23 protein-coding genes are annotated in these 24,343 nt (G+C 68.5%); 16 read left to right on the top strand and 7 right to left on the bottom strand.

The window, feature by feature from the left end:
* Nucleotides 1-56 precede the first annotated feature (56 nt).
* The 4 genes from ACWESM_RS17910 (at nt 57) to ACWESM_RS17895 (ending at nt 4,009) form a co-directional block, all read left to right on the top strand.
* The gene (locus ACWESM_RS17910; protein ID WP_452492675.1) at nt 57-1,400 is read left to right on the top strand and encodes an MFS transporter; all 1,344 of its coding nucleotides are present in this window, start codon (nt 57-59) and stop codon (nt 1,398-1,400) included.
* Nucleotides 1,401-1,481: 81 nt separating this feature from the next.
* Nucleotides 1,482-2,423, top strand: coding sequence for a DMT family transporter (locus ACWESM_RS17905; protein WP_355073267.1), 942 nt, complete (start codon nt 1,482-1,484; stop codon nt 2,421-2,423).
* A gap of 54 nt (nt 2,424-2,477) precedes the next feature.
* Nucleotides 2,478-3,503 (top strand): TlpA family protein disulfide reductase, encoded by a 1,026-nt coding sequence (locus ACWESM_RS17900; RefSeq protein WP_452492673.1) that lies wholly within the window; start codon nt 2,478-2,480, stop codon nt 3,501-3,503.
* Between the two features lie 164 nt (nt 3,504-3,667).
* Nucleotides 3,668-4,009 carry a BP74-related protein gene (locus tag ACWESM_RS17895; protein ID WP_039794242.1) on the top strand — a complete coding sequence of 114 codons (342 nt, stop codon included), beginning with the start codon at nt 3,668-3,670 and terminating at the stop codon, nt 4,007-4,009.
* Nucleotides 4,010-4,063: 54 nt separating this feature from the next.
* On the opposite strand, the gene ACWESM_RS17890 is transcribed toward ACWESM_RS17895, so the two are convergent.
* Both ACWESM_RS17890 and ACWESM_RS17885 read right to left on the bottom strand, forming a co-directional pair.
* Nucleotides 4,064-5,602, bottom strand: coding sequence for a Rieske 2Fe-2S domain-containing protein (locus ACWESM_RS17890; protein ID WP_452492672.1), 1,539 nt, complete (start codon nt 5,600-5,602; stop codon nt 4,064-4,066).
* Between the two features lie 42 nt (nt 5,603-5,644).
* On the bottom strand, nt 5,645-6,607 hold the full coding sequence (locus ACWESM_RS17885) for a hypothetical protein (protein ID WP_364432757.1): 963 nt from the start codon (nt 6,605-6,607) through the stop codon (nt 5,645-5,647).
* 76 nt (nt 6,608-6,683) lie between these two features.
* Between ACWESM_RS17885 and ACWESM_RS17880 the strand changes: the two genes are divergently transcribed.
* Both ACWESM_RS17880 and ACWESM_RS17875 read left to right on the top strand, forming a co-directional pair.
* A complete protein-coding gene (locus tag ACWESM_RS17880; protein WP_355073260.1) occupies nt 6,684-7,433 on the top strand; it encodes a lysophospholipid acyltransferase family protein in 750 nt (249 codons plus the stop codon).
* An 11-nt stretch (nt 7,434-7,444) separates the two neighbouring features.
* Nucleotides 7,445-8,188: a lysophospholipid acyltransferase family protein gene (locus ACWESM_RS17875; RefSeq protein WP_364432760.1), complete on the top strand. Its 744-nt coding sequence runs from the start codon at nt 7,445-7,447 to the stop codon at nt 8,186-8,188.
* A 31-nt stretch (nt 8,189-8,219) separates the two neighbouring features.
* On the opposite strand, the gene ACWESM_RS17870 is transcribed toward ACWESM_RS17875, so the two are convergent.
* The 3 genes from ACWESM_RS17870 to ACWESM_RS17860 all read right to left on the bottom strand — a co-directional run bounded on the left by ACWESM_RS17870 (nt 8,220) and on the right by ACWESM_RS17860 (nt 11,183).
* Complete coding sequence (locus ACWESM_RS17870) at nt 8,220-8,627, bottom strand: hypothetical protein (protein ID WP_364432763.1); 408 nt, start codon at nt 8,625-8,627, stop codon at nt 8,220-8,222.
* A 41-nt stretch (nt 8,628-8,668) separates the two neighbouring features.
* Nucleotides 8,669-9,496 (bottom strand): alpha/beta fold hydrolase, encoded by an 828-nt coding sequence (locus ACWESM_RS17865; RefSeq protein WP_452492670.1) that lies wholly within the window; start codon nt 9,494-9,496, stop codon nt 8,669-8,671.
* Between the two features lie 169 nt (nt 9,497-9,665).
* Nucleotides 9,666-11,183, bottom strand: a complete 1,518-nt coding sequence (locus ACWESM_RS17860) for a sugar transferase (protein WP_355073254.1) — start codon at nt 11,181-11,183, stop codon at nt 9,666-9,668.
* A gap of 451 nt (nt 11,184-11,634) precedes the next feature.
* Here ACWESM_RS17860 and ACWESM_RS17855 point away from each other — a divergent pair, with 451 nt between their 5' ends.
* The 4 genes from ACWESM_RS17855 to ACWESM_RS17840 are packed head-to-tail and all read left to right on the top strand — an operon-like array spanning nt 11,635 to nt 15,375.
* A complete protein-coding gene (locus tag ACWESM_RS17855) occupies nt 11,635-12,918 on the top strand; it encodes a methyltransferase domain-containing protein (protein WP_452492668.1) in 1,284 nt (427 codons plus the stop codon).
* Nucleotides 12,915-13,688 (top strand): glycosyltransferase family protein, encoded by a 774-nt coding sequence (locus tag ACWESM_RS17850; RefSeq protein ID WP_355073250.1) that lies wholly within the window; start codon nt 12,915-12,917, stop codon nt 13,686-13,688. Before ACWESM_RS17855 ends, ACWESM_RS17850 begins: the two co-directional genes overlap by 4 nt.
* Nucleotides 13,667-14,335, top strand: coding sequence for a PIG-L deacetylase family protein (locus tag ACWESM_RS17845; RefSeq protein WP_364432774.1), 669 nt, complete (start codon nt 13,667-13,669; stop codon nt 14,333-14,335). The genes ACWESM_RS17850 and ACWESM_RS17845 overlap by 22 nt, the downstream gene beginning before the upstream one ends.
* Before the next feature lie 5 nt (nt 14,336-14,340).
* A complete protein-coding gene (locus ACWESM_RS17840; protein ID WP_364432983.1) occupies nt 14,341-15,375 on the top strand; it encodes an NAD-dependent epimerase/dehydratase family protein in 1,035 nt (344 codons plus the stop codon).
* On the opposite strand, the gene rfbC is transcribed toward ACWESM_RS17840, so the two are convergent.
* Nucleotides 15,353-15,916, bottom strand: coding sequence for a dTDP-4-dehydrorhamnose 3,5-epimerase (gene rfbC / locus ACWESM_RS17835; protein ID WP_355073246.1), 564 nt, complete (start codon nt 15,914-15,916; stop codon nt 15,353-15,355). The genes ACWESM_RS17840 and rfbC overlap by 23 nt on opposite strands.
* Before the next feature lie 14 nt (nt 15,917-15,930).
* Between rfbC and ACWESM_RS17830 the strand changes: the two genes are divergently transcribed.
* Entirely contained in the window at nt 15,931-17,097 is a 1,167-nt protein-coding gene (locus ACWESM_RS17830; RefSeq protein ID WP_452492666.1) for a class I SAM-dependent methyltransferase, read from the top strand.
* A gap of 182 nt (nt 17,098-17,279) precedes the next feature.
* Here ACWESM_RS17830 and ACWESM_RS17825 read toward each other — a convergent pair whose 3' ends face one another.
* A complete protein-coding gene (locus ACWESM_RS17825; protein ID WP_355073243.1) occupies nt 17,280-18,098 on the bottom strand; it encodes a glycosyltransferase family 2 protein in 819 nt (272 codons plus the stop codon).
* Between the two features lie 260 nt (nt 18,099-18,358).
* Here ACWESM_RS17825 and ACWESM_RS17820 point away from each other — a divergent pair, with 260 nt between their 5' ends.
* The 5 genes from ACWESM_RS17820 to ACWESM_RS17800 all read left to right on the top strand — a co-directional run bounded on the left by ACWESM_RS17820 (nt 18,359) and on the right by ACWESM_RS17800 (nt 24,342).
* Nucleotides 18,359-19,435 carry a glycosyltransferase family 4 protein gene (locus tag ACWESM_RS17820; protein ID WP_452492870.1) on the top strand — a complete coding sequence of 359 codons (1,077 nt, stop codon included), beginning with the start codon at nt 18,359-18,361 and terminating at the stop codon, nt 19,433-19,435.
* Entirely contained in the window at nt 19,432-20,562 is a 1,131-nt protein-coding gene (locus tag ACWESM_RS17815) for a glycosyltransferase family 4 protein (protein ID WP_452492665.1), read from the top strand. Before ACWESM_RS17820 ends, ACWESM_RS17815 begins: the two co-directional genes overlap by 4 nt.
* Before the next feature lie 146 nt (nt 20,563-20,708).
* On the top strand, nt 20,709-21,980 hold the full coding sequence (locus ACWESM_RS17810; protein WP_452492868.1) for a lipopolysaccharide biosynthesis protein: 1,272 nt from the start codon (nt 20,709-20,711) through the stop codon (nt 21,978-21,980).
* A complete protein-coding gene (locus ACWESM_RS17805; protein ID WP_452492663.1) occupies nt 21,977-22,993 on the top strand; it encodes a CgeB family protein in 1,017 nt (338 codons plus the stop codon). Before ACWESM_RS17810 ends, ACWESM_RS17805 begins: the two co-directional genes overlap by 4 nt.
* An 83-nt stretch (nt 22,994-23,076) precedes the next feature.
* Complete coding sequence (locus ACWESM_RS17800; RefSeq protein WP_364432790.1) at nt 23,077-24,342, top strand: hypothetical protein; 1,266 nt, start codon at nt 23,077-23,079, stop codon at nt 24,340-24,342.
* Nucleotide 24,343 lies beyond the last annotated feature (1 nt).

Genomic DNA, 24,343 nt, shown 5'->3' with positions numbered 1-24,343 from the left:
CCCGTCGAACGGGTAGCGCGCGTACTTTCAGTCTGCGCTCGCTGACGGTTCGGGCGGTGCTCTTCAAGAGCACCGGTGAACTGATTCCGCTGTACGCGCTGTATGCCCTGCTGTTCGCCGACCATGGCATGAGCACCGGGCAGATCTCCTTGCTGTTCGCCATCTGGTCGATGACCTCGTTCCTGCTCGAAGTGCCCTCCGGTGCGTGGGCCGACACGGTTTCGCGGCGCGGACTGCTCGTGCTCAGCGGTGTCCTGCTGACGGCGGGCTTCGCGCTGTGGACGGCGGCGCCCTCCTTCACGGGCTTCGCCGCCGGGTTCGTGCTGTGGGGTACCTCGGGCGCTCTGGCCTCCGGCACCTTCGAAGCGTTGCTGTACGACGATCTCGCCGCCCGCGGTGCGTCGTCGACATATCCGCGCATCCTCGGTTACAGCCGGGCCGGTGCGGAAACCGCCGTCGTCATCGCGATCGTCGCCGCGACGCCGCTATATCTCATCGGTGGCTATGCCCTGGTCGGCTGGGCCAGTGTCGGTCTGGCCGCCGTGCACACGCTGGTCGCGCTCTCGCTGCCCACCGCGCCGAAGGCGGTGTCCGCGGCGAACGTCGATGATCTCGAAGAGGACGAGTCGGCATCTTTCGCGTCACCTTCCGTGGTGGCCGGTGAGACGGGCGGCTCCGCGGGTTCGAATGCGGATGTACGCGGGTCGGTCTCGGTGATCGAGGGCTATGACGAGACTCGGGATGATCAGGCGGACGTCACGAGGAGATCGGGAACGTTCGCGCGCTACCTCACCATGCTGAAGGCCGGTGTGGGCGAGGCCCTTCGCGTGCGGATGGTGCGCTACGGCGTGCTGCTGGAGGCGCTGCTGTTCGGGATCACGGCGTTCGACGAGTATTTCGCCTTGCTGGCGGAGGAGGCGGGCGTATCGACGGCCGTCGTGCCACTGCTGGTCGGCCTCACTGTGCTCGGTTCGCTGACCGGGTCGGTGCTGGCGGGGCGCACCGAAGGAATGTCGGGCCGGACGATGTCTCTCGCGGTGGGTGTCGCGGGCGTGCTCTTCCTCGGCGGCGCGCTGATAGCCGGTCTCGCGACCGGTCGTCCGAACGCGGTGTACTTGCTGACCACCCTCGGCTTCGCGTCGATCGGAATCTCCTACGGCATCGTCTACAACGCGGGCATCGTGGCGGCCGCCCGCCTCCAAGACGCCATCGAGGGTCCCGCCCGAGCGACCGTCACCTCGGTCTCCGGTCTCCTGGGCGAGGTGATCGCCCTAGCGGTCTTCGGATTCGCCGCCCTCCTGACCCTCCACGCCGCCATGTCCACCCTCTTGGCCATCCTCGGCGCCTCCATCCTCGCCATCGCCGCCCTCATTCCCGGCTGGCTCCCACCCCGCCACTGACCACGGGCGGCACACGATCGAGAGCGCTTCTCGCGAAATGCCGCGGTGATGTGCCGCTCGACGATTGGGTAGCGTGCGGGAGTGCGGTTGGGGCTGTTTGCGGGGTTCGGGATCGGTGCCGGGGTGGCGGTGCAGGGGCGGATCAATGGCGCGTTGGGGGCGCGGTTGGAGGATGGGATCGCCGCGGCCACGATCAGTTTCGGGGTGGGACTGGTTGTGTTGGGGGTGGCGTTCGCGGTGAGCGGGCGGCTGCGGGACGGTGGGCGGCGGGTGCGGCTGGCTCTGGCCGAGGGTGGGCTGCGGCCGTGGCAGTTGCTCGGCGGGCTGTGCGGCGCGTTCTTCGTCGCGTGCCAGGGGCTGACGGTCGCCGCGATCGGCGTCACCGCGTTCACCGTCGCGACCGTCGCGGGGCAGTTGCTCAGCAGCCTGGCCGTCGACCGGCTCGGGCTCGGTCCGAGTGGGCGGACGCCCGTCACCGTGGTGCGTCTCGTGGGTGCGGCGCTCGGGGTGGCGGCGGTGCTGGTAGCCGGATTCGGGCACCACCGCGCTACCGGCGGTCTCTCCGTGCCCGACGCGCTGCGCGGCACGCCGACCGTGTTGTTGATCGCGCTGCCCGCGCTGGCGGGCATCGGCCTGGCCTGGCAGCAAGCGGTGAACGGCAAGGTGGGCGCGGTCGGCGGAGCCATGTCGGCGGCGATGGTCAATTTCTGCGTCGGCCTGGCCGCGCTGCTCGTCATCGAGGCCGTGGTCATCGCGACTTCGGGCGGCCCAGCCGCATTCCCGACCGAGCCTTGGCTCTACACCGGCGGTTTCATCGGCGTCGCCTTCATCGCCCTCGCCGCCATGGCGGTGCGGTGGATCGGCGTGCTGCTGCTCGGGCTCACCTCGGTGGCGGGACAGTTGCTGGCCTCCGTTGTCCTCGACGTGCTCACGCCGACCAGCGCGGGCTTGTCCGCCACCGCGATCGTCGGCTGTGTGCTGACGTTGGTCGCCGTCGCCATCGCGACTCGGTCGCAGTCCTGAGGACACTCGCCCGACATTCAGGTTCGAAGTGCATGAATGTGGGAGGGTGCGCTCATGCTGATCGAATACGGGGTGTGGGTTTCGCGGCTGGGACTGACTGTCGTCTTCGCGCTGTCGGCCTGGGGCAAGCTGACGGATCGCGGCGCGGCACGGCAGGCGGTGAGCGATTTCGGGGTGCCGCTGCGCTGGGTGCCCGCGGTGGCCTGGGGGTTGCCGATCGCCGAGGCGATGATCGCGGTCGGTGTGCTGTTTCCATGGGTTTGCGGCCCGGCGGCGCTGGCGGCGCTGCTGCTGCTCGCCGTGTTCACCGTGGCGATCACGCGCTTGCTGCGGCGAGGCGAGCATCCTTCCTGTTCCTGTTTCGGTGCTGCGAGCGCGGCGCCGATCGGACCGAGGACGCTGGTGCGCAATGCTCTTCTCGCGGCGCTCGCCGTGGTTGTCGGCATCGGCGCGCAGACACATCCGCGCGTTCCGATGGGCCTGCCCGCCGACAACGCGGTCGGCTGCGCGGTTGTCGCCGCAGTGGTCGCGGTGCTGGCCTGGTTGACCGGCCAGCTGCGTGTCCTGCGCCGCCGAGTGGACGAGCAGGCGTTGTCCACGCTGGGTGCTGAGGGCTTGCCCGTCGGTGCGGTGGCGCCGGAGTTCGAACTGTTCGGCCCCGAAGGAACGAAGTCCACGCTCGAGGATCTCTTGGCCTCGGCGAGGTCGGTGCTGCTGGTCTTCGTGCACCCCGGCTGCGAGCTGTGCGCGGCGCTGGCCCGGGAACTGCCCCGCTGGCGTGCGCGAACCGGTGACGCCCTCGCGATCGTCGCGGTCGGCAACGGCGATGCCGCCGAGCAGGCCGCGTGGGGAGCCGAGCACGGGTTGGGCGACATTCCCTCGCTCGTGCAGCAGGGCAACGAGGCGGCCCTGCGTTACCGGGTGCGCGGTACGCCGTCCGCCGTGCTGATCGATCCCGAGGGACGTGTCGCCGCGCCGGTGGCCAGAGGGGGCATCGCGATCCGCGAGTTGATCAGCACGGTGCGGGCAGCGCCGCGCAAGCCGGCGCGCGACAAGATCCCGGCCGGGGCCGCGCGTTAGTTTCGGGGCGTACCTCTTTTCTGCCGCCGAGACCGACCCGAGCCCGGTTATCTACTGGTTAGCAAATTTCTAGCAAATCTACGGTGATGCGCCGATAGGATCGAACCGCACCGGTGCGGAATTCGCCATCCAACCAACACGACCCATCGACAAGAGGGGAAGACATGGCGCTCTTCGCATTCACCGACTACTCCGGCAAAGAGTTCATCATCCAGCTCACCAACGAGCAGCGGATCGCCGAAGCACGCCGCATCCTGTCGGGTGACGAGCAGATGTCCGTCCACGTCATGGGCCGGATCCGGAAGATGCCCGCCCCCTACAACCCGGGTTGGGACTTCCATCTGGACCCCGACACCATCACCTTCTTCACCATGGCGATCGAAGTCTGCGACGCCAGCATCATGTACGTGAACGATCACCTGGACGAGGCGTGCGGCGCGTTTCTGCCGGGCTGCTTCTGGTGTCCGTGGTCGTCGAAGCTGACCCGCGAGGTCGCCGACCGGTAATCGGTTGGCAAACGCTTCCGGCCGGCGTGTGAACGCCGGCCGGAAGTCTCGGATTCAGTCCAACTTGCGCGAGCGCAATTCGTGGCCCTTGGACGTCTTGCACCGTCCCGACTCCAGGTCCCACTGCCAGCCGTGCAGGTTGCAGGTCAGCGTGTTGCCTTCGACCACGCCGAACTTCGACAGGTCCGCCTTCAGGTGCGGGCACCGCCGCTGCACCTCCCAGCCGCTGAGTTCGGTGGAGGCGGAGTCGTCGTGCGCCTCGGAGAACCAGCCGTCGGCGTAGGCGATCCGCTCGTCGGTGAGGCACTTGAAGAAGGTGTAGAGGAACTCGTTGTATCCGCCGATGCGCCAGGCCTGGAAGCGGGTGGACAGGAAGATGGTGTTCACCCAGTCGGGCTCCCGGTCGCGCAGCACCGTGCGCACCAGCTCCGGTGCGATGCGGAAGCCGTAGCGGTAGCGCCCCTCGCCTTCGATCGGCTCGCGCACCGTGCGCTTGGGGAAGTCCAGCACGACGGTCTCCTCGCCGATCACCAAGCCGACCGGGTAGCCGATGCCGTCGCAGATCACGTCGCTCTGGGCCATGATCGGCTCGAACACTTTGCGCAGCGGCTCCAGCAGCGAGCCATCGCCGCGCTCCCAGGTCGCCTTCTCGGCCTCCAGTACCGGGGCGAGGCGCTGGGCCATCCGTTCGATGTACTCGGCCTTGTTGTCGTAGATCTCGGCGGGGTCGCTCGGGTGGGTCAGGGTCAGCTCGGCGCCGCGCACGTCGGCGACCGAGCCGGGGATCATCAGGATCCCGCCCCCGTTGCCGTGGATCTCCATCTGCTCCAGGAACACCTTCTGGTCGGGGAAGATGTTGCCTTCGTCACCGCGATCGTCGTTGAGGTAGCGCAACTCGTCGTCCAGGAACACCGGCGGACCCGCCGACGGCACCACCCAAGTCGCGCCGACCTGCTCGATGTAGCTGCGGGCCCGGTCCATGCCGCGCTGACGCTTCTGCTTGCCGAAGTTCGACTTGGTGCGGGCCGGGATGTCGTAGACCATCGGGTACCAGATCGCGCCCGAGTACTGCAGCAGGTGGATGTCGACATGGCCGAAGGCGTCCTGCAGCACGTCCATGTCGACCGGGCGGGCGTCGTTCATGTTGAAGCAGGTGGTCTCGCCGTCGGAGACCACGAGCCCGGAGTCGCCGATCGGGCCGTCGGCGGGCGCGCGCAGCGCGATGACCATGACGTCCAGGTCCCCGCCGGGGCCGGTCACCGTGTGCTTGACCGAGTCCTCGGTCTCGAAGAACTTGTGGAAGCCCAGCTGCTCGAGCTCCCGGCGCAGATCCGGCACGGGATAGTCCGGCAGCAGCACGGTCGCGTCCTTGTTCACGTGCTCGGCCAGCGTCTTCGCGTCGAAATGGTCGCGGTGCAGGTGCGAGACGTAGAGGAAGTCGCATGCGCCCAGCTCGTCCCAGTCCAGCTGGGTGTTGTCGGGGAACGGGAACCAGGAACCGAAGTACGCGGGGTTCACCCAGGGATCGCAAAGGATCGACCCGGCCGCGGTGCGGATGTGGAATCCGGCGTGTCCGACGCTGGTGATCTGCACTAGCTGCTCCTCCTGCTGTTTACCAGCCAACCAGGGTAGTAGTTACGGCGAGACATCGCCGATGCAGTAGCCGTCCGTCCCGGAGCGCAAGGTGAAGGTGCGGGTCTGCGTCACACCGGAGGAGTTCGTCACCGGCACGAGCACCGCGATGTAGTCGGTGTTCACCTGCTCCGACCGGATCTGCTGGTCGGCGAACTCGGCGGCCCCGGTGAGCACGCCCTGGTTGTTCGCCAGCGGCGCGGGGCTCGGACGCCCGGTGCCCTTGGGATCCCAGGACGCCGGGGACGCCTTACAGATCAGAGGGTAGTCGCCTTCTTTGTCGGCGGGGTCGAGCGGAGTGCCGACGAAGCGGGAGAGGTACCGGCGCACGGTGTGCCGGGCGTCGGCGTCGTTGTAGGCGATCTCCGCACCGGCCGTCGCGACGCGCGGGCAGGCGTAGCCGGTCTCGATCTCGGCGCGCTGGACGGCGACGGTGGTGGTCGGGCTCTTCCAGACGACGGCGTCCTCGCCCGCCGTGCCGGGCTGGGCCAACGCGGTGAGGACGGCCTGCTGGTCTCCGTACATCTCGGCGACGTTCCTGGGCGCGATGGTCCAGCACTTGTCCTGCATCTCGGCGATGGTGTGCGAGCGCAGGTCGGCCGCCCAGCGCCGCATCGCCGGGGCGGCGGCAGGCACCCCCGCGACCGCGCCGACCGGCGGAGCGTCGGCGGGAACCGGCGGAAGCGCGGAGGTGCTCGGCGGGGGCGTGGCCGGGACGGCGGCCGGCGGTGTCGTGCGAACGGCCGCCTGCGGCGGGGTCTCCTCCGGAATGCCGACGACGGAATCGCATCCGGTCAGTGCGATCGCAGCGATCAGGGCGGAGCCGCAGGCCAGCGCGGCGCGGGTCGCTCGCCCGGCCCGGTTCCGCTCGCGTGCTGCACTGCGGTCGTACTCGCGCGGTACCGATCGGGCGCGTTCCACTTCGACGATCCTCTTCTCTCCGGACGTGCGGTCGGGGCTGCTCATGCGTCCTCGCTCCGGCGCGGCGCGCGGCGGCGGCGAACTGCCGATGGGGACGAGCAGCGACTACGCTAGCGGACTTGTGGAACCCGTCTACCGGACGATCATCGGCCTCGCCCGTACCGTCTTCTTCATCGAAGGTCTGAAGTTCACCGTCAAGGGCGATGAACACATTCCCGCCCGAGGTGGCGCCGTGCTGGCGGTGAACCACACCGGCTACATGGACTTCACCTACGCGGGCCTGCCGGTGCGCACCCCGAAGCGCTACGTCCGGTTCATGGCCAAGAAGGAGGTCTTCGACGACAAGATCTCCGGCCCGATCATGCGCGCGCTCAAGCACATCCCCGTCGACCGTTCGGCGGGGGCGGATTCCTACAAGGCCGCTGTGGACTATCTGCGCCGTGGCGAGCTGGTCGGGGTGTACCCCGAGGCGACGATCAGCCGCAGTTTCGAGATCAAGGAATTCAAGTCCGGCGCGGCGCGCATGGCCATCGAGGCGGAGGTGCCGATCATTCCGATCGTCATCTGGGGCGCGCAGCGGGTCTGGACGAAGGGGTTCCCGAAGCGCCTCGGTCGCACCAACACGCCCATCTCGATCGCGGTCGGCGAGCCGATCCAGCCGTTCGAGCCCGCCGCCGAACTCACCGCCAAGCTCCGCTCGACCATGCGGGAAATGCTGGCCGACCTGCAGAAGGACTATGTGCACGAGCCCGGCGCGTACTGGGTTCCGGCCCGGCTCGGCGGCAGCGCTCCTACCCTGGAAGAGGCGGACGCGATGGACGCCGCCGAAGCCGAGGCGAAGGCCGCGCGCAAGAACGCGGCGGGGCAGTAGCGGGAGGTGTGATGGCGCGCGAACCGGTTTACGACATTCTCACCGGATTGGCCCGCGCCATCTTCTTCGCGCAGGGTCTGCGCCTCGATATCCAGGGCAGGCAGCACATTCCGCGTTCCGGCGGCGCGGTGCTGGCGGTGAATCACACGGCTTATCTGGATTTCATGGAAGTCGGACTGGTCGGGCGCAAGTCCGGCCGCAACGTCCGGTTCATGATGAAGGCCGAACTGGAACACGGCATCGTCGGCTTTCTCATGAAGCACTGCAAGGCGATCGGCGTCGATCGCACGGCCGGAGCCGAGTCGTACGCCCGCGCGGTGACCGCTTTGCGCGAGGGCGAGGTGGTCGTGGTCTATCCCGAGGCGACGATCAGCCGCAGCTTCGAGTTGAAGGAATTCAAGTCCGGTGCGGCGCGCATGGCGGTCGAAGCCGGGGTCCCGATCGTGCCCCTGGTCATCTGGGGCGCTCATCGGATCTGGACCAAGGACATCCCCAAGCAGTTGGGCCGCCATAATTTTCCGGTCACCATCCGGATCGGCGCACCGATCCCACCCGATGAACCGGCCGAGAAACTCACCGCCACCTTGCGGACGCGGATGGGTGAGCTTTTGGACCTCGCTCAACGCGACTATCCGATGGTGGAAGGCGCCAGCTGGGTCCCCGCACGGCTCGGTGGAACCGCCCCGACTCTCGCGGAGGCGGCTGTGCTGGAACGCGAGGAGATGGAGAGGCGGCGGCGCGCGAAGGCGCGGTGACGGCGCCGCCACGTCGTAGGGCGGCACTCGATCAGGCCGCGTCGAGCGCTGCGGTGATCTTGCGGACCATCTCGGCCGGGACGGGGCTGGGCGCGCCCTTGTGGGATCCGGCGGCTGCGTCGATGGCGACGAGGACGGTGCTGCGGAAGTTGTCGGCCTCGGCCGGGTCCTGATTCGCGAGCAGCCTCATCGCCGCGGTCAGGGCAGGCAGCACATGGTCGGCGAGTTCGGCGACGTTCTTGCCGTTCAGGGTGATGTCCTTGGACTTCGCGGCGAGTACGTGCCCGACCAGGCCGGTTGCCGACGACAGGGCGATGCTGCCGTGCGTGGCGGCCTTGTGGGGCGAGCCGGTGGCGTCGGCGGCGGCCATGAGCGATACGGCGCCGTAGGCGGCGGTGCGGACGGTGGCCTTGTCCTGGTCGGTCAGGGTGATGGACATGGTGGTGTGCTCCTTCGAAATGTGGGGGGTCGGCGGGCCGGTCAGTGGCTCGGCGAGCCGTGCTGGTCTCCGGCCGGTGCGGTCTGGCGGACGGCATCGGCGATGGCGCGGAAGTCCTTGCGCAGGATCGCGCCGTGGTTGCCGGCGACCTTCGCGCCGATCCGGATGTTCGGATTGCGGGCGCACACGCCGTCGAGGCTGGTGCGGATTCGCTCTTGCTCGTCGCCACGGCTTCCGAACGACGTCCCCGAAGCAACCACATACCGCACCGGAACAGTGCTGCGGTCCAGCAGGGGACCCAATTCGCGCTCGCGGGAGAGCTTGCCGAGCTCGATGTTGCTCTCGGCCATCTGTTCGGCGGTCATCCGCGGGGTCAGACCGGTCGGGCGCAGCAGCGGCGTGAACCAGCTCAGCCGCTTGAACAGCTTGCGGATCCGCTGCTCCATGGCCTCGTCGAGCCAGTCGTACGGGAACGCGCCGTCGACCAGCACCGCGCCCATCGCACGGTCCGGATTCCGGTCGGCCCAGTGCGCCGCGACGACTGCCCCATAGGACCAGCCCACCAACAGCGCCCGGTGCACCCCTCTGGCCGCCGAGACCGCATCGACGTCCCGGACGGCGGCGTCGAAGGAATAGTCCGCCGAACGCCGGGATTTGCCGCGGGCGCGCTCGTCGAAGGTGATGTGTCGGTAGCCGGGGCCGAGTTCGGCGATGACCCGCCGCCAGTAGCCCTGAGTGGCGAACTGGCCATTGCAGTAGATCACGGGGATACCGGGACCGCCGGTGTCGGTGACCGCCAGGGCGGTATCGTCCACCGGCACCGTGCCGGTCCACTTCGAAGCGGGGGCCTGGTTGCTGTTCTTCGTCATGGCAACGACTCTCGGTGTCCGGCCTGACACCACCCTGACACCCGCCTGATACGGCCACTGACACCGTGTTTCGCGGCGGCGGTTGTGCTCAGCCCAGATCGGGCGCGTTCTCGACCGCCCTACGCGAGCGGCGGTCGGAACATCCGACTACCGCCCGGTCCGCAGGGCCTCAGTACGCTCCGTCACCCCGGGCCACCACACCGACCGTGCGCGCGATCAGCCGCAGGTCCATCCGCATGGACACGTTCTCCACGTAGGACAGATCGAGTCGCACGGCGTCTTCGAGCGGAAGGTCCGACCGGCCACTGACCTGCCACAAGCCGGTCAGCCCCGGCTTCACGAGCAGGCGTCGGCGCATCATGTGGTCGTAGGTGTCGACTTCCCGCCGCACCTGCGGTCGCGGCCCGACCACGCTCATGTCGCCGCGCAGCACGTTGAGGAACTGCGGCAGCTCGTCGAGACTGTACTTGCGCAGGAATCGTCCGACCGGCGTGACGCGGGGATCGATCTTCATCTTGAAGAAGACCGGATTTGCACCTTGCTGTGCGATCAAAGCTTCGGCATATCGGTCGGCATCGTCGTGCATACTGCGAAACTTGATCATGCGGAAGGGCAGGCCGTATCGGCCGATGCGTTCGGACAGGTAGAAGACCGGGCCGCGGCTGGTGGTCTTCACCGCGATCGCGATCACGAGGAACACCGGCAGCAGCAGTAGCAGGCACATCGTCGCGAAGACGATGTCGAAGGCCGTTTTGCTGACCGACCGAGCCCGCTCGTACTGCGGTTCGGCGATGTGCATCATCGGCATTCCCGCGACCTGCCGATTGGTGAGCCGGGATATGGCGATGTCGACCGCCCCTGGCGCCAGCATGAACTCGACTCCCAGCGCATCCAGTTCCCAGGCGAGCCTGCGCAACTCGGTCGGACCGAGATGCCGGGTCGGACCGATGGCGACGGTGTCGGCGTGGGTGTGCAGGACCGCCCGCAGCACGGCGCTGTCGTCGCCGACGACCGCGACCGTGCCGCCGGTGAACGCCAGCGGCGCATCTCCTGATTGCCCACCCGGCACGCAGGCGCCGACAACGTTGTACCCGGCGCCCGGGTCTGTGGCGAACGCCGCGGATATCGCCGCGGCCGCTTCGGCCGTACCGACCACGAGTACGGCCGAACGATAGCGTCCCCGGCGGCGTGCCCTGGCAAGCTGGTGGCGCCACCACAGTCGTCCGCCGACCACCGCGAGTACGCCCGCCGGAAAGGCGATCGCGAGATACCCTCGGGCGAACTTGATTTCGAGTGCCAGTGACGTGAATGCCAGTACGCCGAACAGGTGCATCGTCGCCGACATCAGCCGCCGGAATTCCTCGACACCGCTGCCGACCAGCTGCGGCGCACGGCTGCCCGCACTACCGAGGATCGCGAACCAGCCCGCGACCAGCGCCCCGGATACCATCGTGTAGCCGACCCGGTACGGCCCTTCCCAGGCCAGCGGCGGAGCGCCGCCCTCATTGAAACGGATCAGTTGCGCACTCCCCACAGCGATGGATACGGCGGCGAAATCGGTGATGGCGAGGCGGCGTACGTACTCCGATCGCCAGGCCTTACGGGTCGAGACGGTAACCGGGGTAACCGTGAAGGATCGTGGGATTTCGGCGGTCCCATGCCATTCCGGGACAGCCTTGGATTTCATCAAGAGAACACCCCTCCTGGGGCAACGGTGGAATTGCTACCCGATCCGAGGACCGGCTGTCCCGGCAGCGTCCCGACCGCCTCTACCGAGCGCTTCCTCGGCACTTGATCGGCAAGTGTCACAACATTTCTCGCCGGTCAGAAGGTGTGCGCGAGGCAGCGTGATCGGGATGTTAACTGATGCGAATCCGCCCAGCGACCCATTGTGATGCGCGTTTGGAATAACACCACGAGTGCGAATATGAAATGTGCCCTATATCACAGTTAGTAACGCGGATGTGTAACCCGGCCGATATTGCCGTCGGTACGCTGAAGGTCGCAACAGGTGCGGTCGGTACCACGAATGACGTTCTCGTCGCGCGCATCTCGTGATACGCCGGGCAGCTTCTGCTTCCGTGTGCCGCGACAGGCGTTCCGGCGGGCCGGGGCGTTTCGAGCAAAGGATCGGATCTGTGCGCTGTCGACTCTGTGACTCCGACAGGCTGTCCAGCATTCTGGACCTCGGCGCCACACCGCCGTGCGAATCGTTCCTCACCGCCGATCAACTCGACCTGCCCGAGCCGACCTATCCCTTGCACCTCCGGGTGTGCGCCGACTGCCTGCTACTGCAGATTCCGGCGCTGATCACGCCGGAGGACACCTTCACCGAATACGCCTACTTCTCCTCCTACTCCGACAGCTGGGTCCGGCACGCGGGCGAGTTCGTCGACACCGCGACCGCACGGCTGGGGCTGGGCAGGAACTCCTTCGTGGTAGAGGTCGCCAGCAACGACGGCTACCTATTGCGCCACGTCGTCGACCGCGACATCCGATGCCTGGGCATCGAGCCATCGGCCAACGTCGGAGCGGCGGCTCGCGAGTCGGGCGTGCCCACCGAAACCGTCTTCCTCGACGAGGATTCCGCACGCCGCGTCCGTGCCGAACACGGCCCCGCGGATCTGGTGATCGCGAACAACGTCTACGCCCACATCCCGGATCTGCGCGGGTTCACTCGTGCGCTGCGCATCCTGCTGGCGGATGACGGCATGCTGACCATCGAAGTCCACCATGCGCTGAACTTGGTCGAGTTCGGTCAGTTCGACACCATCTACCACGAGCATTTCCAGTACTACACCGTGCTGTCGGCGCAGCGTGCGCTCGCTGTCGCCGGATTGACCGTGGTAGATGTCGATCGGCTACCGACGCACGGCGGATCGATCCGGCTGTGGGTGCGCCCCGATGCCGCCGCGGAGGCGGTGAGCGACCGGGTGCGGGTGGTGCTCGACCTCGAGCGCGCGGCCGGACTGCACTCGGTGGTCGGCTACACATCGCTGCGGGAGCGTGCCGAGTCGGTGCGGCACGAGTTGCTTCGGTTCCTGCTCGACTGCAGGCACCAGCGCAAACGCGTCGCCGGATACGGTGCACCGGGCAAGGGCAACACACTGCTCAACTACTGCGGGATCCGACCTGACCTGCTCGAGTACACCGTCGACCGCAACCCCTACAAACACGGCAGATTCACACCGGGAACGCGAATCCCGATCCACCCGCCGGCCCGGCTCGACGCCGATCGCCCGGACGTGATCGTGGTGCTGCCTTGGAATCTCGAGTCCGAGATCACCGCACAGTTGCGGCATGTCGCCGAGTGGGGCGGTCGGCTCGCCTATCCCTTGCCCGAGCTGCACGTGATCGACCCGGCGTTCCCGGCCCGCACGGTGCAGGCCGGAGCCGAGTCGAAAGGAAACCGGCGCCGATGAAAGTCGTCTTGTTCTGCGGTGGCTACGGCATGCGCATGCGCGGAGGTAGCGATGACATGGTGCCCAAGCCGCTGCAACTCGTCGGCCCGCGCCCCTTGCTCTGGCATGTGATGCGGTACTACGCGCACTACGGCCACACCGAATTCATTTTGTGCCTCGGATACGGCGCCGAACACATCAAGAATTTCTTCCTCACCTACCGGGAGTCGGCGTCCAACGACTTCGTGATCCGCAACGGCCGGGTCGAGTTGCTCGGCAGCGACATCGATGACTGGACGATCACCTTGGTCGATACGGGCGTGGAGTCGGCCATCGGGGAGCGCCTGCGCCGGGTGCGCGAGCATCTCGGCGACGACGAGCACTTCCTGGCCAACTACGCCGACGTCCTCACCGACGCTCCCCTGGACGAGATGATCACCCAGTTCCACGCTTCGGGGGCGGCGGCATCTCTCATGGTGGTGCCGCCGCAATCGTCGTTCCACTGCGTGGACCTCAGCCCTACCGGTGAGGTCAAGGACATCGTTCCCGTGGCGAATATGCCATTGTGGGAGAACGGCGGCTATTTCGTGCTCGGCCGGGAGATCTTCGACCTGCTGCCACCCGGCGGAGATCTGGTGGAGGACGCTTGCGGAGCGCTCGCAGGCCAGGGCCGGTTGTTCGGTTACCGCCACGACGGATTCTGGAAGCCGGCGGATACATTCAAGGAGCGCGCCGAACTCGACGCGGCCTACCGCAGCGGACACCGGCCATGGATGGTGTGGGAGCCGTGATCGCGCTGCTTCCCCCGCGGCCCGCCGAGATCGCCCTGCTCGGCGCGCACTGCGACGACATCCCGATCGGCATGGGCGCCACGCTGTTGTCGCTGACCCGCGACCATCCGGGTATGCGGGTGCGCGCGCTGGTCCTCTCCGGTGCGGGCACCGAGCGCGAAGAGGAGGAACGGGCGGCGCTCACCGCCTTCTGCGCCGGACGGACACCGGAGTTGACGGTGCTCGACGTCCCGGACGGACGAGCACCGGCGCACTGGGATCGGATCAAGACGGCCGTAGCGGAGTTTCGCCGGGCGGGTGAACCGGACCTGGTGTTCGCCCCGCAACCGGGCGACGCGCACCAAGATCACCGCACGCTCGCGGAGCTGGTGCCGACCGAGTTCCGCGACCACCTGATCCTCGGCTACGAGATCCTCAAGGCGGAGGTCGACACACCGGCGCCGACCGTGTTCCACCCGGTCGACGCGGAGCTGGTCCAGCGGAAATCGCAACTGCTGCACCGGCATTACCCGTCCCAGACCGGTCGCGACTGGTTCGACGAAACCGCGTTCCTCGCCTCCGCGCGGATCCGCGGCGTGCAGTGCCGCACCGAGTACGCCGAAGCCTTCGTGGTGGACAAGGCCGTCATTCGATGGGAGAAGCAGTGACAACGATGCGAGTCCTGGTCACCGGGCATCAGGGATACCTGGGCACCGTCATGGTCCCGATACTGCGGGCCGCCGGGCACGAGGTCATCGGGCTCGACACCGGGTGGTTCGCCGACTGCCTGCTCGGCGAGTTCGCCGGTGACCCGGTGGGCCTGCGCCTCGATCTGCGATCGGTGGGGATCGAAGACCTTCGCGGCATCGATGCGGTCGTCCATCTCGCCGCGCTGTCCAATGATCCTTTGGGCGCGCTCGCGCCGGAAGTCACCCACGAGATCAACCATCGCGCCTCGGTGCGTCTGGCTCGGCTCGCGAAAGAAGCCGGTGTGTCACGGTTCCTGTACGCCTCCACCTGCTCGGTGTACGGGGCCGCCGGAGACGAGCTGGTGACCGAGTCGGCGCCGCTGCGGCCGATCACCCCGTACGCCGAGTCGAAGGTGCGGGTCGAAGACGACGTCGCGGCGCTGGCCGACGACCACTTCGTTCCGGTGTTCCTGCGCAACGCCACCGCGTTCGGATTCTCGCCTCGCCCCCGCGCTGACATCGTGCTCAACAATCTCGTCGGTCACGCCGTCCTCACCGGTGTGGTCAAGGTGCTCTCCGACGGCACGCCCTGGCGGCCGCTGGTCCACGCCCGCGACATCGCGGCAGCCTTCGAACGCTGCCTCACCGCACCGGCGTCGGCCGTCGCCGGCCGGGCGTTCAACATCGGGACCGAGCGAAACAACCTCACCGTTGCCGAGATCGCCGAGTCGGTGGTGGCCACCGTGCCGGGGTCGCGGCTGCTGGTCACCGGTGAGACCGGGGCCGACCCACGCTCCTACCGGGTCGACTTCTCCGCCGCTCGCGCGGTGCTCGGGTTCGAGGCGCGGTGGTCGGTGCCCGACGGCGCCGCCGAACTCTACCGTGAGTACACCGAACGCGGCCTCACCCAGGACGCCTTCTTCCAGCGATTCACGCGACTCACGTGGCTCCAGCGGCTGCGCGCGTCCGGCGCGCTGGACCCGCGGCTGTGTGCGGTCACCGCGCCGGCGACAGGGTAGCCCGCAGATGCTCCCATCGTCCCGCGTTCGCGTCGCGATCCGACATCACCGTCACCGGCAGCGGCCAGGCGATCGCCAAGTCCGGATCATCGAAGGCGACGCCGAGATCTTCGGCGGGATCGTGCGGCCGATCGATGCGGTAGCACACGTCGGCGGTGTCGGTGAGCGCTTGGAATCCGTGCAGGAATCCCGGCGGCACGTACAGGTGCCGGAACTCCTCGTCGTCGAGCCGGAACGCCTGCGTCCGGCCGAACGTCGGCGACGACGGCCGGATATCGACCAGGACGTCGTGCACCGCGCCGTGTGCGCAGCGGACCAGCTTGGCCTCGCCGCGCCCGGATCGGCCGTGCATGCCGCGCACCACCCCCCGGCGCGACCGGGACTGCGAGTCCTGCACAAAACTGGCGGAAATTCCTGGAATCCCCAGGTGAGAGTCGAATTCGGCGGCATCGAAGGTCCGGGTGAAAAGGCCCCGGTCGTCCCGGACGGGCGCTGGGATCAGCACCACCACGTCGGCCAGGTCGGTCTGCTCGATACGCACACCGGCATCGTGTCATGACCGGTCGCTGCCGCGCCTGCTCCGGCGCCGTTCTGCACACCGTCCTGGATCTCGGGACGGTGCCCGCGGCCGATGATTTCCCGCCCGCGGCACGACCGGTGACGCCGGCGGAGACCACGCATCAGCTGCGGATGGTGCGGTGTGCGCGATGCGAGCTGGCACAACTCGCCGAAGACGACACCGTGGGGTCCGAACCCCGCGGAGTGGAGCCGCAGGCTCTCCGTGATCAGGCCGCTGACGCGATTGCGCGGGTCGACGCGGCCGGCCTGCTGCGCGGCAACACAGTCATCGAATTCGGCAGCCCGCACGGTGGTTCGTGGCTGCCGTTGCTGGCCGAGCGTGGTTGCGCGGAAGCCGACGCCGCGCAGGCGGAGCTGGTCCTGGACTGTTTCGGCATCATGCACGAACCCGACCAGCGTGCAGCCTTCGCCGCCCGCGCCGCGGCCGTCGCCCCGGGCGGATTGTTGCTGTTGCAGTACCACTCGCTCGCCGCCATCGTGGCACAGCGGCAGTGGAACGCGTTGCGCCACGGGCATTTCGCGTACTACTCCCTGCATGCGCTGAGCCTGGCGCTCACCGGCGCGGGCATGAGCGTGACCACCGCGTGGGAGTTCGACCTCTACGGCGGGACGGTGCTGGTGGCAGCTCGACGCGGGCCCGCAGCGCCCGACCGCACCGTGCGCGAGATCCTGTCCCGCGAACGCGAGATCATCACCCCGGAATCGCTGCGCCTGCTACAGCGGTTCGTGGACGATCACGTGCGCGCGCTGCGGACCTGGCTGATCGATGCGGCCGCGGCCGGGCAGCGAGTCTATGCCTACGGGGCGGCGTCCCGGGCGGTTGCCCTGCTGTCGCTGGCTGGTGCGCACCAGGGGCTTGTCGCAGGCGTCGCCGACGTCGCGCCCGCCAAGCGGGGACGCCGAATGCCCGGCACCGACATCCCGATCATCAGCCCACGGGAGCTGATCGAGGCAGCACCCGACCGGGTGCTGTTGACGCTGCCCGACCTGCTGGGTGAAGTGTCGTCCGGACTTCCGGAACTCGACGGTCGCTGGTTCCTCGACGATCCCCGCGGACCCAGAAAAGGGGGTGTGGACGACCGCCACACCCCCTGGGCCGCCCCCGGCCAGCAGTTCACGAGCGAAGGACAGCCGTACCGATGAACACCACCCCTCGGATGCGCCGACACCGGCTGCACTGGCCGGCTGACTCGGTCGCACCGGCCACTGCGCTGATGATCGTGGCTGACTTGCCGATGTGCGGCGGCACCGCCGCTGTCGACGGCACGAGCTCGACGGTGTGATCGACAGTGGACCCTACCGGACAGAAGCGACCGCGATCGTGCTCAGCGGCCTACCGTGGCCCGCGCTCGCACCCGCAGCCGCGTCCCCAACGCCCGGACCAGACGCAGATCACCGGCCAGCACGTCGGCCGGACGCACGAGATCCGGGTGATCGGCGCCCAGGCGATGATGGAATCGCAGCTGCTCGGTGAGCTTGCTACGGGTCGAGGTGCGACTGCACAGATTGAACGAGGAGTTCCGCCACGCGGCAACGATGTCGCCGAGCCCGACGAAAGCGCCGCGGCTGCCGACGCGGGCGAACAGGTCCACATCCATCGGAAACACCAGGTCGCCGCGCAGTCCGCCGACGGCGTCGTAGTCGGTACGCCGGAACATGGCGGCCGCGGTCGGGCCGAAGTCGGCCGGTCCGCGACGCACGATCATCCGGGCCAGATGGCGGCTGCCGTGCCTGCCGACCAGCTGCGGCAGCCCAAGTCCCGTCTCGAGCATGTCGCCGGACTCGTCGATCACGTCGAACCTGCCCGCGCACAACGCGATCGCGTCGTCGTCGAACTCCGCCGACTGCGCGGTGAGGGCGCCGGGACGCAGGATGTCGTCGGCGCAGACCACCTTCACGAGGTCCCCGGTGGATTCCCGGATCGCCCGATCCCAATTGGCGCCGATCGGCAGTACCCGATCGTTGCGCAGCACACGCACGCGCGGATCGCGCCGCGCTCGCGCGATGTCACCGGTGCGGTCGGTGCTCGCGTTGTCGAGGATCACGACTTCGAAATCGAGATCTTGGGCCAGCACCGAGTCCAGGGTCGCGGACAGAGTTCGTTCCGCGTTGTAGGCCGGCACGCACACCGACAGTTTCCGCATCCCAAGCCGCCCCTTTGCCAGAATCGCGATCGGACATTGCCTCGTAATTGCCGAAACTATGCCACATTTCACCGCGAGTTGGCATCTGCATTCGGAATTCCCAGTGCTGGATATCAGTTACCGCACCTCTGCGCGACCAGGATGAATCCGGCGTGCAGCCTTATACTTTCCGGCCGTGAACGAGTTCGGCAGACGACTTCACGGTGCGGCGAACGGGACGAAGGGATCGGGTCATGACGAGTGCCTCCGACGCGGTGAAGGTGCACATGACCGGATCGGAATGGTTCGGCGCCGCGCCCGGCGGGCTGGGCCGATATTTCACGGACTTACACGGCGCTTTATCGGATATACCAGGGATTTCGATGTCGGCCGCCGCATTCGGCCTGCCCGACCGGACGCATGCCGGGGCGCGATCCTGGGGGCCGGTCGGGGGGTCGACCCTGCGCCGCGCTCGCACCGCGTTCTGCGCTCGCGACGCATTGGACCCCGGCACGGTGGTGGATCGCCACTTCTGCCTCTACGGCCCGGCCGCCAGGGACCGGCGTGGTCGCCGGCTACCACTCGTCGTTCATTTCCACGGCCCGTGGGCGGCGGAAAGTCGAATGCACGGACAGCATCCCGTCGCAGCCTTCGCCAAATACCTCATCGAGCGTATGCGATACGTTTGCGCGGATCGTTTCGTTGTGCTCTCGGAACACTTCCGCAACGTGCTGTGTGACGATTACCGCATCGCGCCCGATCGCATCGAGGTGATCGCGCCCGGGGTCGATCTCACCCGGTTCCGCCCCGCCCCGGTCCCCGCGTCTGCGCCGGTCGTGCTCTGTGTGCGTCGGCTGGAGCGCCGGATGGGGATCGATGTGTTGCTGCGCGCTTGGCCCGGGGTGCTCGCCGAACACCCGGAGGCTCGTCTGGTCATCGTCGGAACCGGCAGCGCCGAGGCGGATCTCCGGCGCGGAGCCACCGAGGGTGGGCTCGACGGCAGCGTCGAGTTCACCGGCCGGATTCCCGACCATGAGTTGGCCGCCCGCTATACCTCCGCCGCACTCACGGTGGTGCCGACCGTAGCCCTGGAGGGATTCGGCCTGATCGCCCTCGAGTCGCTCGCCGCGGGCCGGGCGCCGGTGGTCACCCGGTGCGGTGGTTTGCCCGACGCCGTGCAGGGCCTGGATCCGTCGCTGATCGTGCCGCCCGGCGACCCCACCGCGCTCGCGGCTCGGATCAGCGCGGCGATCGCGGGCTGTCGGCCCACACCGGCGCAATGCCGCGCCCACGCGGAGACTTTCAGCTGGCATGTCGCCGCCCGGCGGCACGCGGCGCTGTACCGGGAGCTCGTATGAGCGGACCCGCCGTCTTCCTCGGCCATACCGCCGCGCCCTCCGGAGCCGAATTGGCCACCCTGCGGCTGCTGCGCACACTGCGGACGCAGGGCACCGAAGTGGCGCTGGTGTGCACCGAGGACGGCCCGGTGATGGCTCGTGCCCGCGACGCGGGGATCGAGACTCGTGTCGTGACAGGCCGATTCGACAGCCGGGCGATGACCACCGCATCCGGCCCGTTGCGGCTGATCACCGGGTTTCTCGCGCTGCTGCGGCTGGGCTGGACGGTCGGTGGCGCGGTCCGCGAGCTGCGCGCTCGGGTATTGGTCGCGGAGAGCAGCAAAGCGCTCGTGCTGGGGGCGGTCGCGGCCCGCCGCGCGCGGGTGCCGCTCGTCTGGCAGGTCCACGACCGGGTGTCCCGGGACTACTTCGGCTTGCTCCCGGCCACCACGATCCGGCTGCTGGCCGCCCTGGTCTGCCGGGGACTGCTCGCCAACAGTCACGGCACCCGTGCCACGCTGCCCGCGCGTGTCCCGGCGGCCGTCGCCTATCCGGGCGTCGCCCTGCCTGCCGCGCCGCCGTCGCCGCGCGGCCGCGCGGCCGCCGACGCGGTCGTTGTCGTCGTGGGACGGTTGAGCCCCTGGAAAGGCCAGGACGTATTCCTGCGGGCCCTGGCGGCGGTGCCGACCCGGCCTGCTGCGGTGTACCTCGTCGGCGGCACGTTCTTCGACGAACAGCCGTTTCGGCAGTACTTGGAACGACTCGCCGACGAACTCGGTCTGGCCGTGACCTTCACCGGTCACGTCGACGACCCCGACCGCTACCTCGCCGAGGCCGACGTGCTCGTGCACTGCTCGGTGCTGCCCGAGCCGTTCGGGCAGGTGGTCGTGGAGGGTATGGCCGCGGGCTGCGCGGTGATCGCTACGGTGCCCGGCGGCCCGGCCGAGATCATCGACAACGGGCGTACCGGCCGATTGGTTCCTGCCGGTGACGAAGCCGCCCTCACCGCGGCTCTCACCGAACTGCTCGGCGATCCGGTCGCACGCGCCCGGATCGCCGCCGCGGGCGCCGACCGCGCGCGCGACTTCGACATCCGCGCCACGGCACATGTGGTCACCCGCTTCCTCGACGAGGTGGCGCCGCCGTGACCGAACCCGATTACCTGGCCACGCTCACCACCGACGTCTTCCCCCGCGTCGAACTGCCCCCGCGCCCCCGCGGGGTGCACCGGCGCGCCGACGGGGCGCGCGGGCCGGGAGGTGGTGGCGCGCACAGCAAGCCGAGCCGGTTCGAGGTGCTCGGCGATATCGCCCTGGTGAGCTTCGGCAGATACGGTCAGTACATCGTCACGGTCGTGACCGTGCCGTTGATCGCCCGGGTGCTCGGCGCCAACGGCCTCGGCCTGCTCGCCATCGGCATGTCGGCCTACTTCATCGGTTCGCTTGTCGTGGATCTGGGAGTCACGCAGTTCCTGTCCGCCCGCGTGCCGGAGATCAACGCGCGCAAAGACACCCGCTTGCGGGAGATCAACCAGCTGCGCGGCGACTATCTGGCCATCCGGCTCACCACGGCGACGCTGTTCGGTGCCGCGCTCGCCGTAGCCTCGGCGGTGCGCGTGCCGGAAGCAGCGCAGATGGTGCTGCTCGGGCTGTTCGTCGGTGGCTTCTGGTCCCTGTCGGAGGACTGGCTGCTGATCGGTGAGGGACGATTCGGCACCTCCACCGCGTATCAGACCGTCGGCCGACTGTGCTATCTCGGGCTGCTGGTCGGCTTGCTTCCCCAGCTGCCGAACTCGCACATCGCCCTGCTGTGCTTACTGCTGTCCTCCGTGCCGACGGTGGCGTTGACATGGTGGGACGCCTGGCGCCGGTACGGGTCGCCTGCTCGTCCTCGCTACTACGGCGTCGTGCTGCGCCGCAGCGTTCCGGTGTTCGTCTCCCGGTTGCTGGTCACCGGCTACGGTCAGGGCGCGGCGACGCTGTATTCGACCGTGCTCGACGCCATCTCGCTGGGGCTGTACTCGGCGGGCGACCGCCTGGTGCGCGCGGTCCAATCCCTGCTCGACGCCATCGGCTTCGCGCTGCTGCCACGGATGGCCCGGCGCGGCGACGACCACGGGTTCTGGCGGCACAGCCTGCAAGCGCTGGCCGTGACCGTCGCCGTCGCCGCACTCGCTTCGGTCGGCATCTGGCTGGCCGCGCCACTGCTCATCCGGCTGGTCTTCGGTACCGAGTTCGCCGCGTCCACCGGCCTGTTGCGGATCGAGGTGCTGATTCTGCCCGCCACGACGGTCACCTCCTTCATCACCACGGCCATCCTGCCGGTGCGCCAGGACACCACCGGCGTCCTGATCGGCGCGCTGCTGGGGACTCTCGTCGCCGCGGGCGCACTGGTGCTGACCGTGCGGACCCGCTCGGTGCACACCCTGGTCTACGGCCTGCTGGTGGCCGAAATCACCGTCGCCACCTGGCATTTGCTGCGGGTGCGCTTCCTGACGCGCCGGGATCGGGCCGAAGCCGACACCGTGCCGCTGCCGATCGTGCCCCGGAAGGAAATCCGACCATGAGAATTCTGTTCGTCGGCGACGACTGGCTCGGCAGCAACGCGCGTTCGCTGGCCGACGGCTTCCGTCAGGCCGGCCACGACGTGCTCGTGGTCGACTCCACACCGGTGACTCTTCCGGCCAGGCTGTCGCCGCCGTGGGTGTACGCGAAGGCGACCGGCCGACGCGACCGGCGCACAGTCGAACGGGTACACGCCGAGATCGAACGAAACGCTGCCGCATTCCGGCCCGAGATGCTGTTCGTGTTCAAGGGAATCCATCTGGACCAGCAGCGACTGCTCGACGTGCCCGCCGCGTTGCATGTGCACTACAGCCCTGACGACGTGTCCAATCCCGAGAACCTGACCGATGCCTACCTGGCCGCCGAACCCGGCTGGGACCTCATCGTCACCACCAAACAGCACAACGTGCCGGAGTTGCTGGCGCGTGGCGCCCGTGCCGCGGGCTTCGTGCTCAGCGCCTACGACCCGGCCTGGCATCATCCGGCGGCGCGCCGAGGCACAGGTGATCATCTGGTCGGTTTCATCGGAGTGTGCCGACCCGACCGACGCGCCGAACTGGTGTCGCTGGCACGCCGCTACGGACCGCGCCTGCTGGTCCGCGGCCCCGGCTGGCGCCGGGTTCCTGAGTTGCGCGCCACCCGCGCCGTCGTCGGCGGCGCGGTGTACGGTCCGGAATACTCCGCGGCGGTCGCCGAGGTGACAGCCAATCTGGTGCTGCTCAACTCCGGCAACCGCGACACCCACACCTGCCGTACCTTCGAGGTGCCCGCGGCCGGTGGATTGTTCGTCGGTGAACGCACCGGCGAACACGCCGCGCTATTGCGCGACACCGTCGAGTGCTTCCTGTTCGACGGCACTGACGAACTGGTCTCGATTCTCGATTGGGTGGCCGCCCACCCGGAGCGCGCGGCCGAGGTCGCGGCGGCCGGGCACCGGCGGATCACCGCCGAGGGGCATCGTTACGTGGATCGCGCCCGGCAGATCGTCGGCCTCGCCGCGGAGGTCGGGAACTGAACGCCTACACCGATATAGCCGCCGTCGCGGCTGCACTGGTCACGGTTGCGGCGGCGGCGCTGTGGGTTCCCGGCATCGCCCGCGTGTTCTTCATCGCGCAGGCCCTGTTCTGGTCGCTGTCCTACGTGGCGCGGCCGCTGGTGCTGCTCGCGGTGCTGCCCGATCCGCACTACGGCGACAACATCTCCGACCCCCGGCTGGCCGGACTGGGATACGACCGCGGGATCGGTCTGGTGCTCGACCACGTGGTGTTCGGCTTGTGGTGTTACGCGCTACTGGTGATCGGTTACGCGCTCTGGCGGCGGCGGCACCCCCGGAGCACCGTCCCGGCCGCGGTCGAAGACCCCGACGTGATGCCCACGCTGATCGTGCTCTACGGGCTCGGACTGTTGGGCCGGGCGGCATCGGTGGCCACCGGATCGCTGGGCGCGGCCGGTGAGGTCAGCAGCGGCAACCCCCTGCTCAGCTTCGTCGCCACGTTCGCCGGGATCGCGGCGCTCGGAATGATCGTCTTCCTCCGGCCTGCACGGCCGCAGACCACGGCGCTGGCGCTCGGCGCGCTGTTCGCGGGCGAGCTGTACTGGTCGTCGGCCGTGCAGTCCAAGACACCGATCCTCGCCGCCGCACTCGCGCTGGCCGTGCGGTTTTCGATGCTCGGCTGGAACCGGCGCACCACGATCGGCGTGGTGCTGATCGGCGTGCTCGGCGTCGCCGGATTCGGCTGGCTGCAGTCGTTCAAGAACTCCGGCACGGCCGCGCTCGACGCGGCCCTCGTCGACTCCCGCTACCCGGAGAACGTCCGGCCGTTCCTGAGTATCCTGCGGCGCTTCGACCTGCTCGAAGCCGCCACCGACGCGTACTTCGTCGGTCCAGGGGGCTGGCTGTCGCCCGGCGAGGTTCTCCACCACGCGAGCCTGAGCCTGATCCCGGCGCAGGTACTCGGTATCGAGAAGCTCCAATCCGGTACGGCCTGGGCGATCGACGTGCGTGGCGCGTCGGTGGATATGAGCACCGTGTCGGTGTCCCTCGCGGAGGGCAACGTGAACGAAGGCTATCTGCTCGGCGGTGAGGTCGGCGTGCTCGTCGCCGTCGTGTTCACCTTCGGGCTGTTGCTCGCGTGGGAGCGCTCACTGTATTCGCGGTTCTTCCCGGTCCTGGTGCTGGGGCTCGCGATCACCGGCGCCTCCACCCTGTTCGAACGCGGGATTCTCGGCAGTTTCGAGAATCTCGGCAAGTTCGCCCAGTCGGCCGTGCTCGCCTGGTTCGTCCATCTGATCGTCACGGAATTCCGCCGCCGTCCGACGCCGCTCCCGTCACCGGCGCACGCTTCAGCAGTTACCAAGACATGAG

Source organism: Nocardia sp. NPDC003999, assembly GCF_053604885.1.
This window is presented reverse-complemented; position numbering and strand designations above follow the sequence as displayed.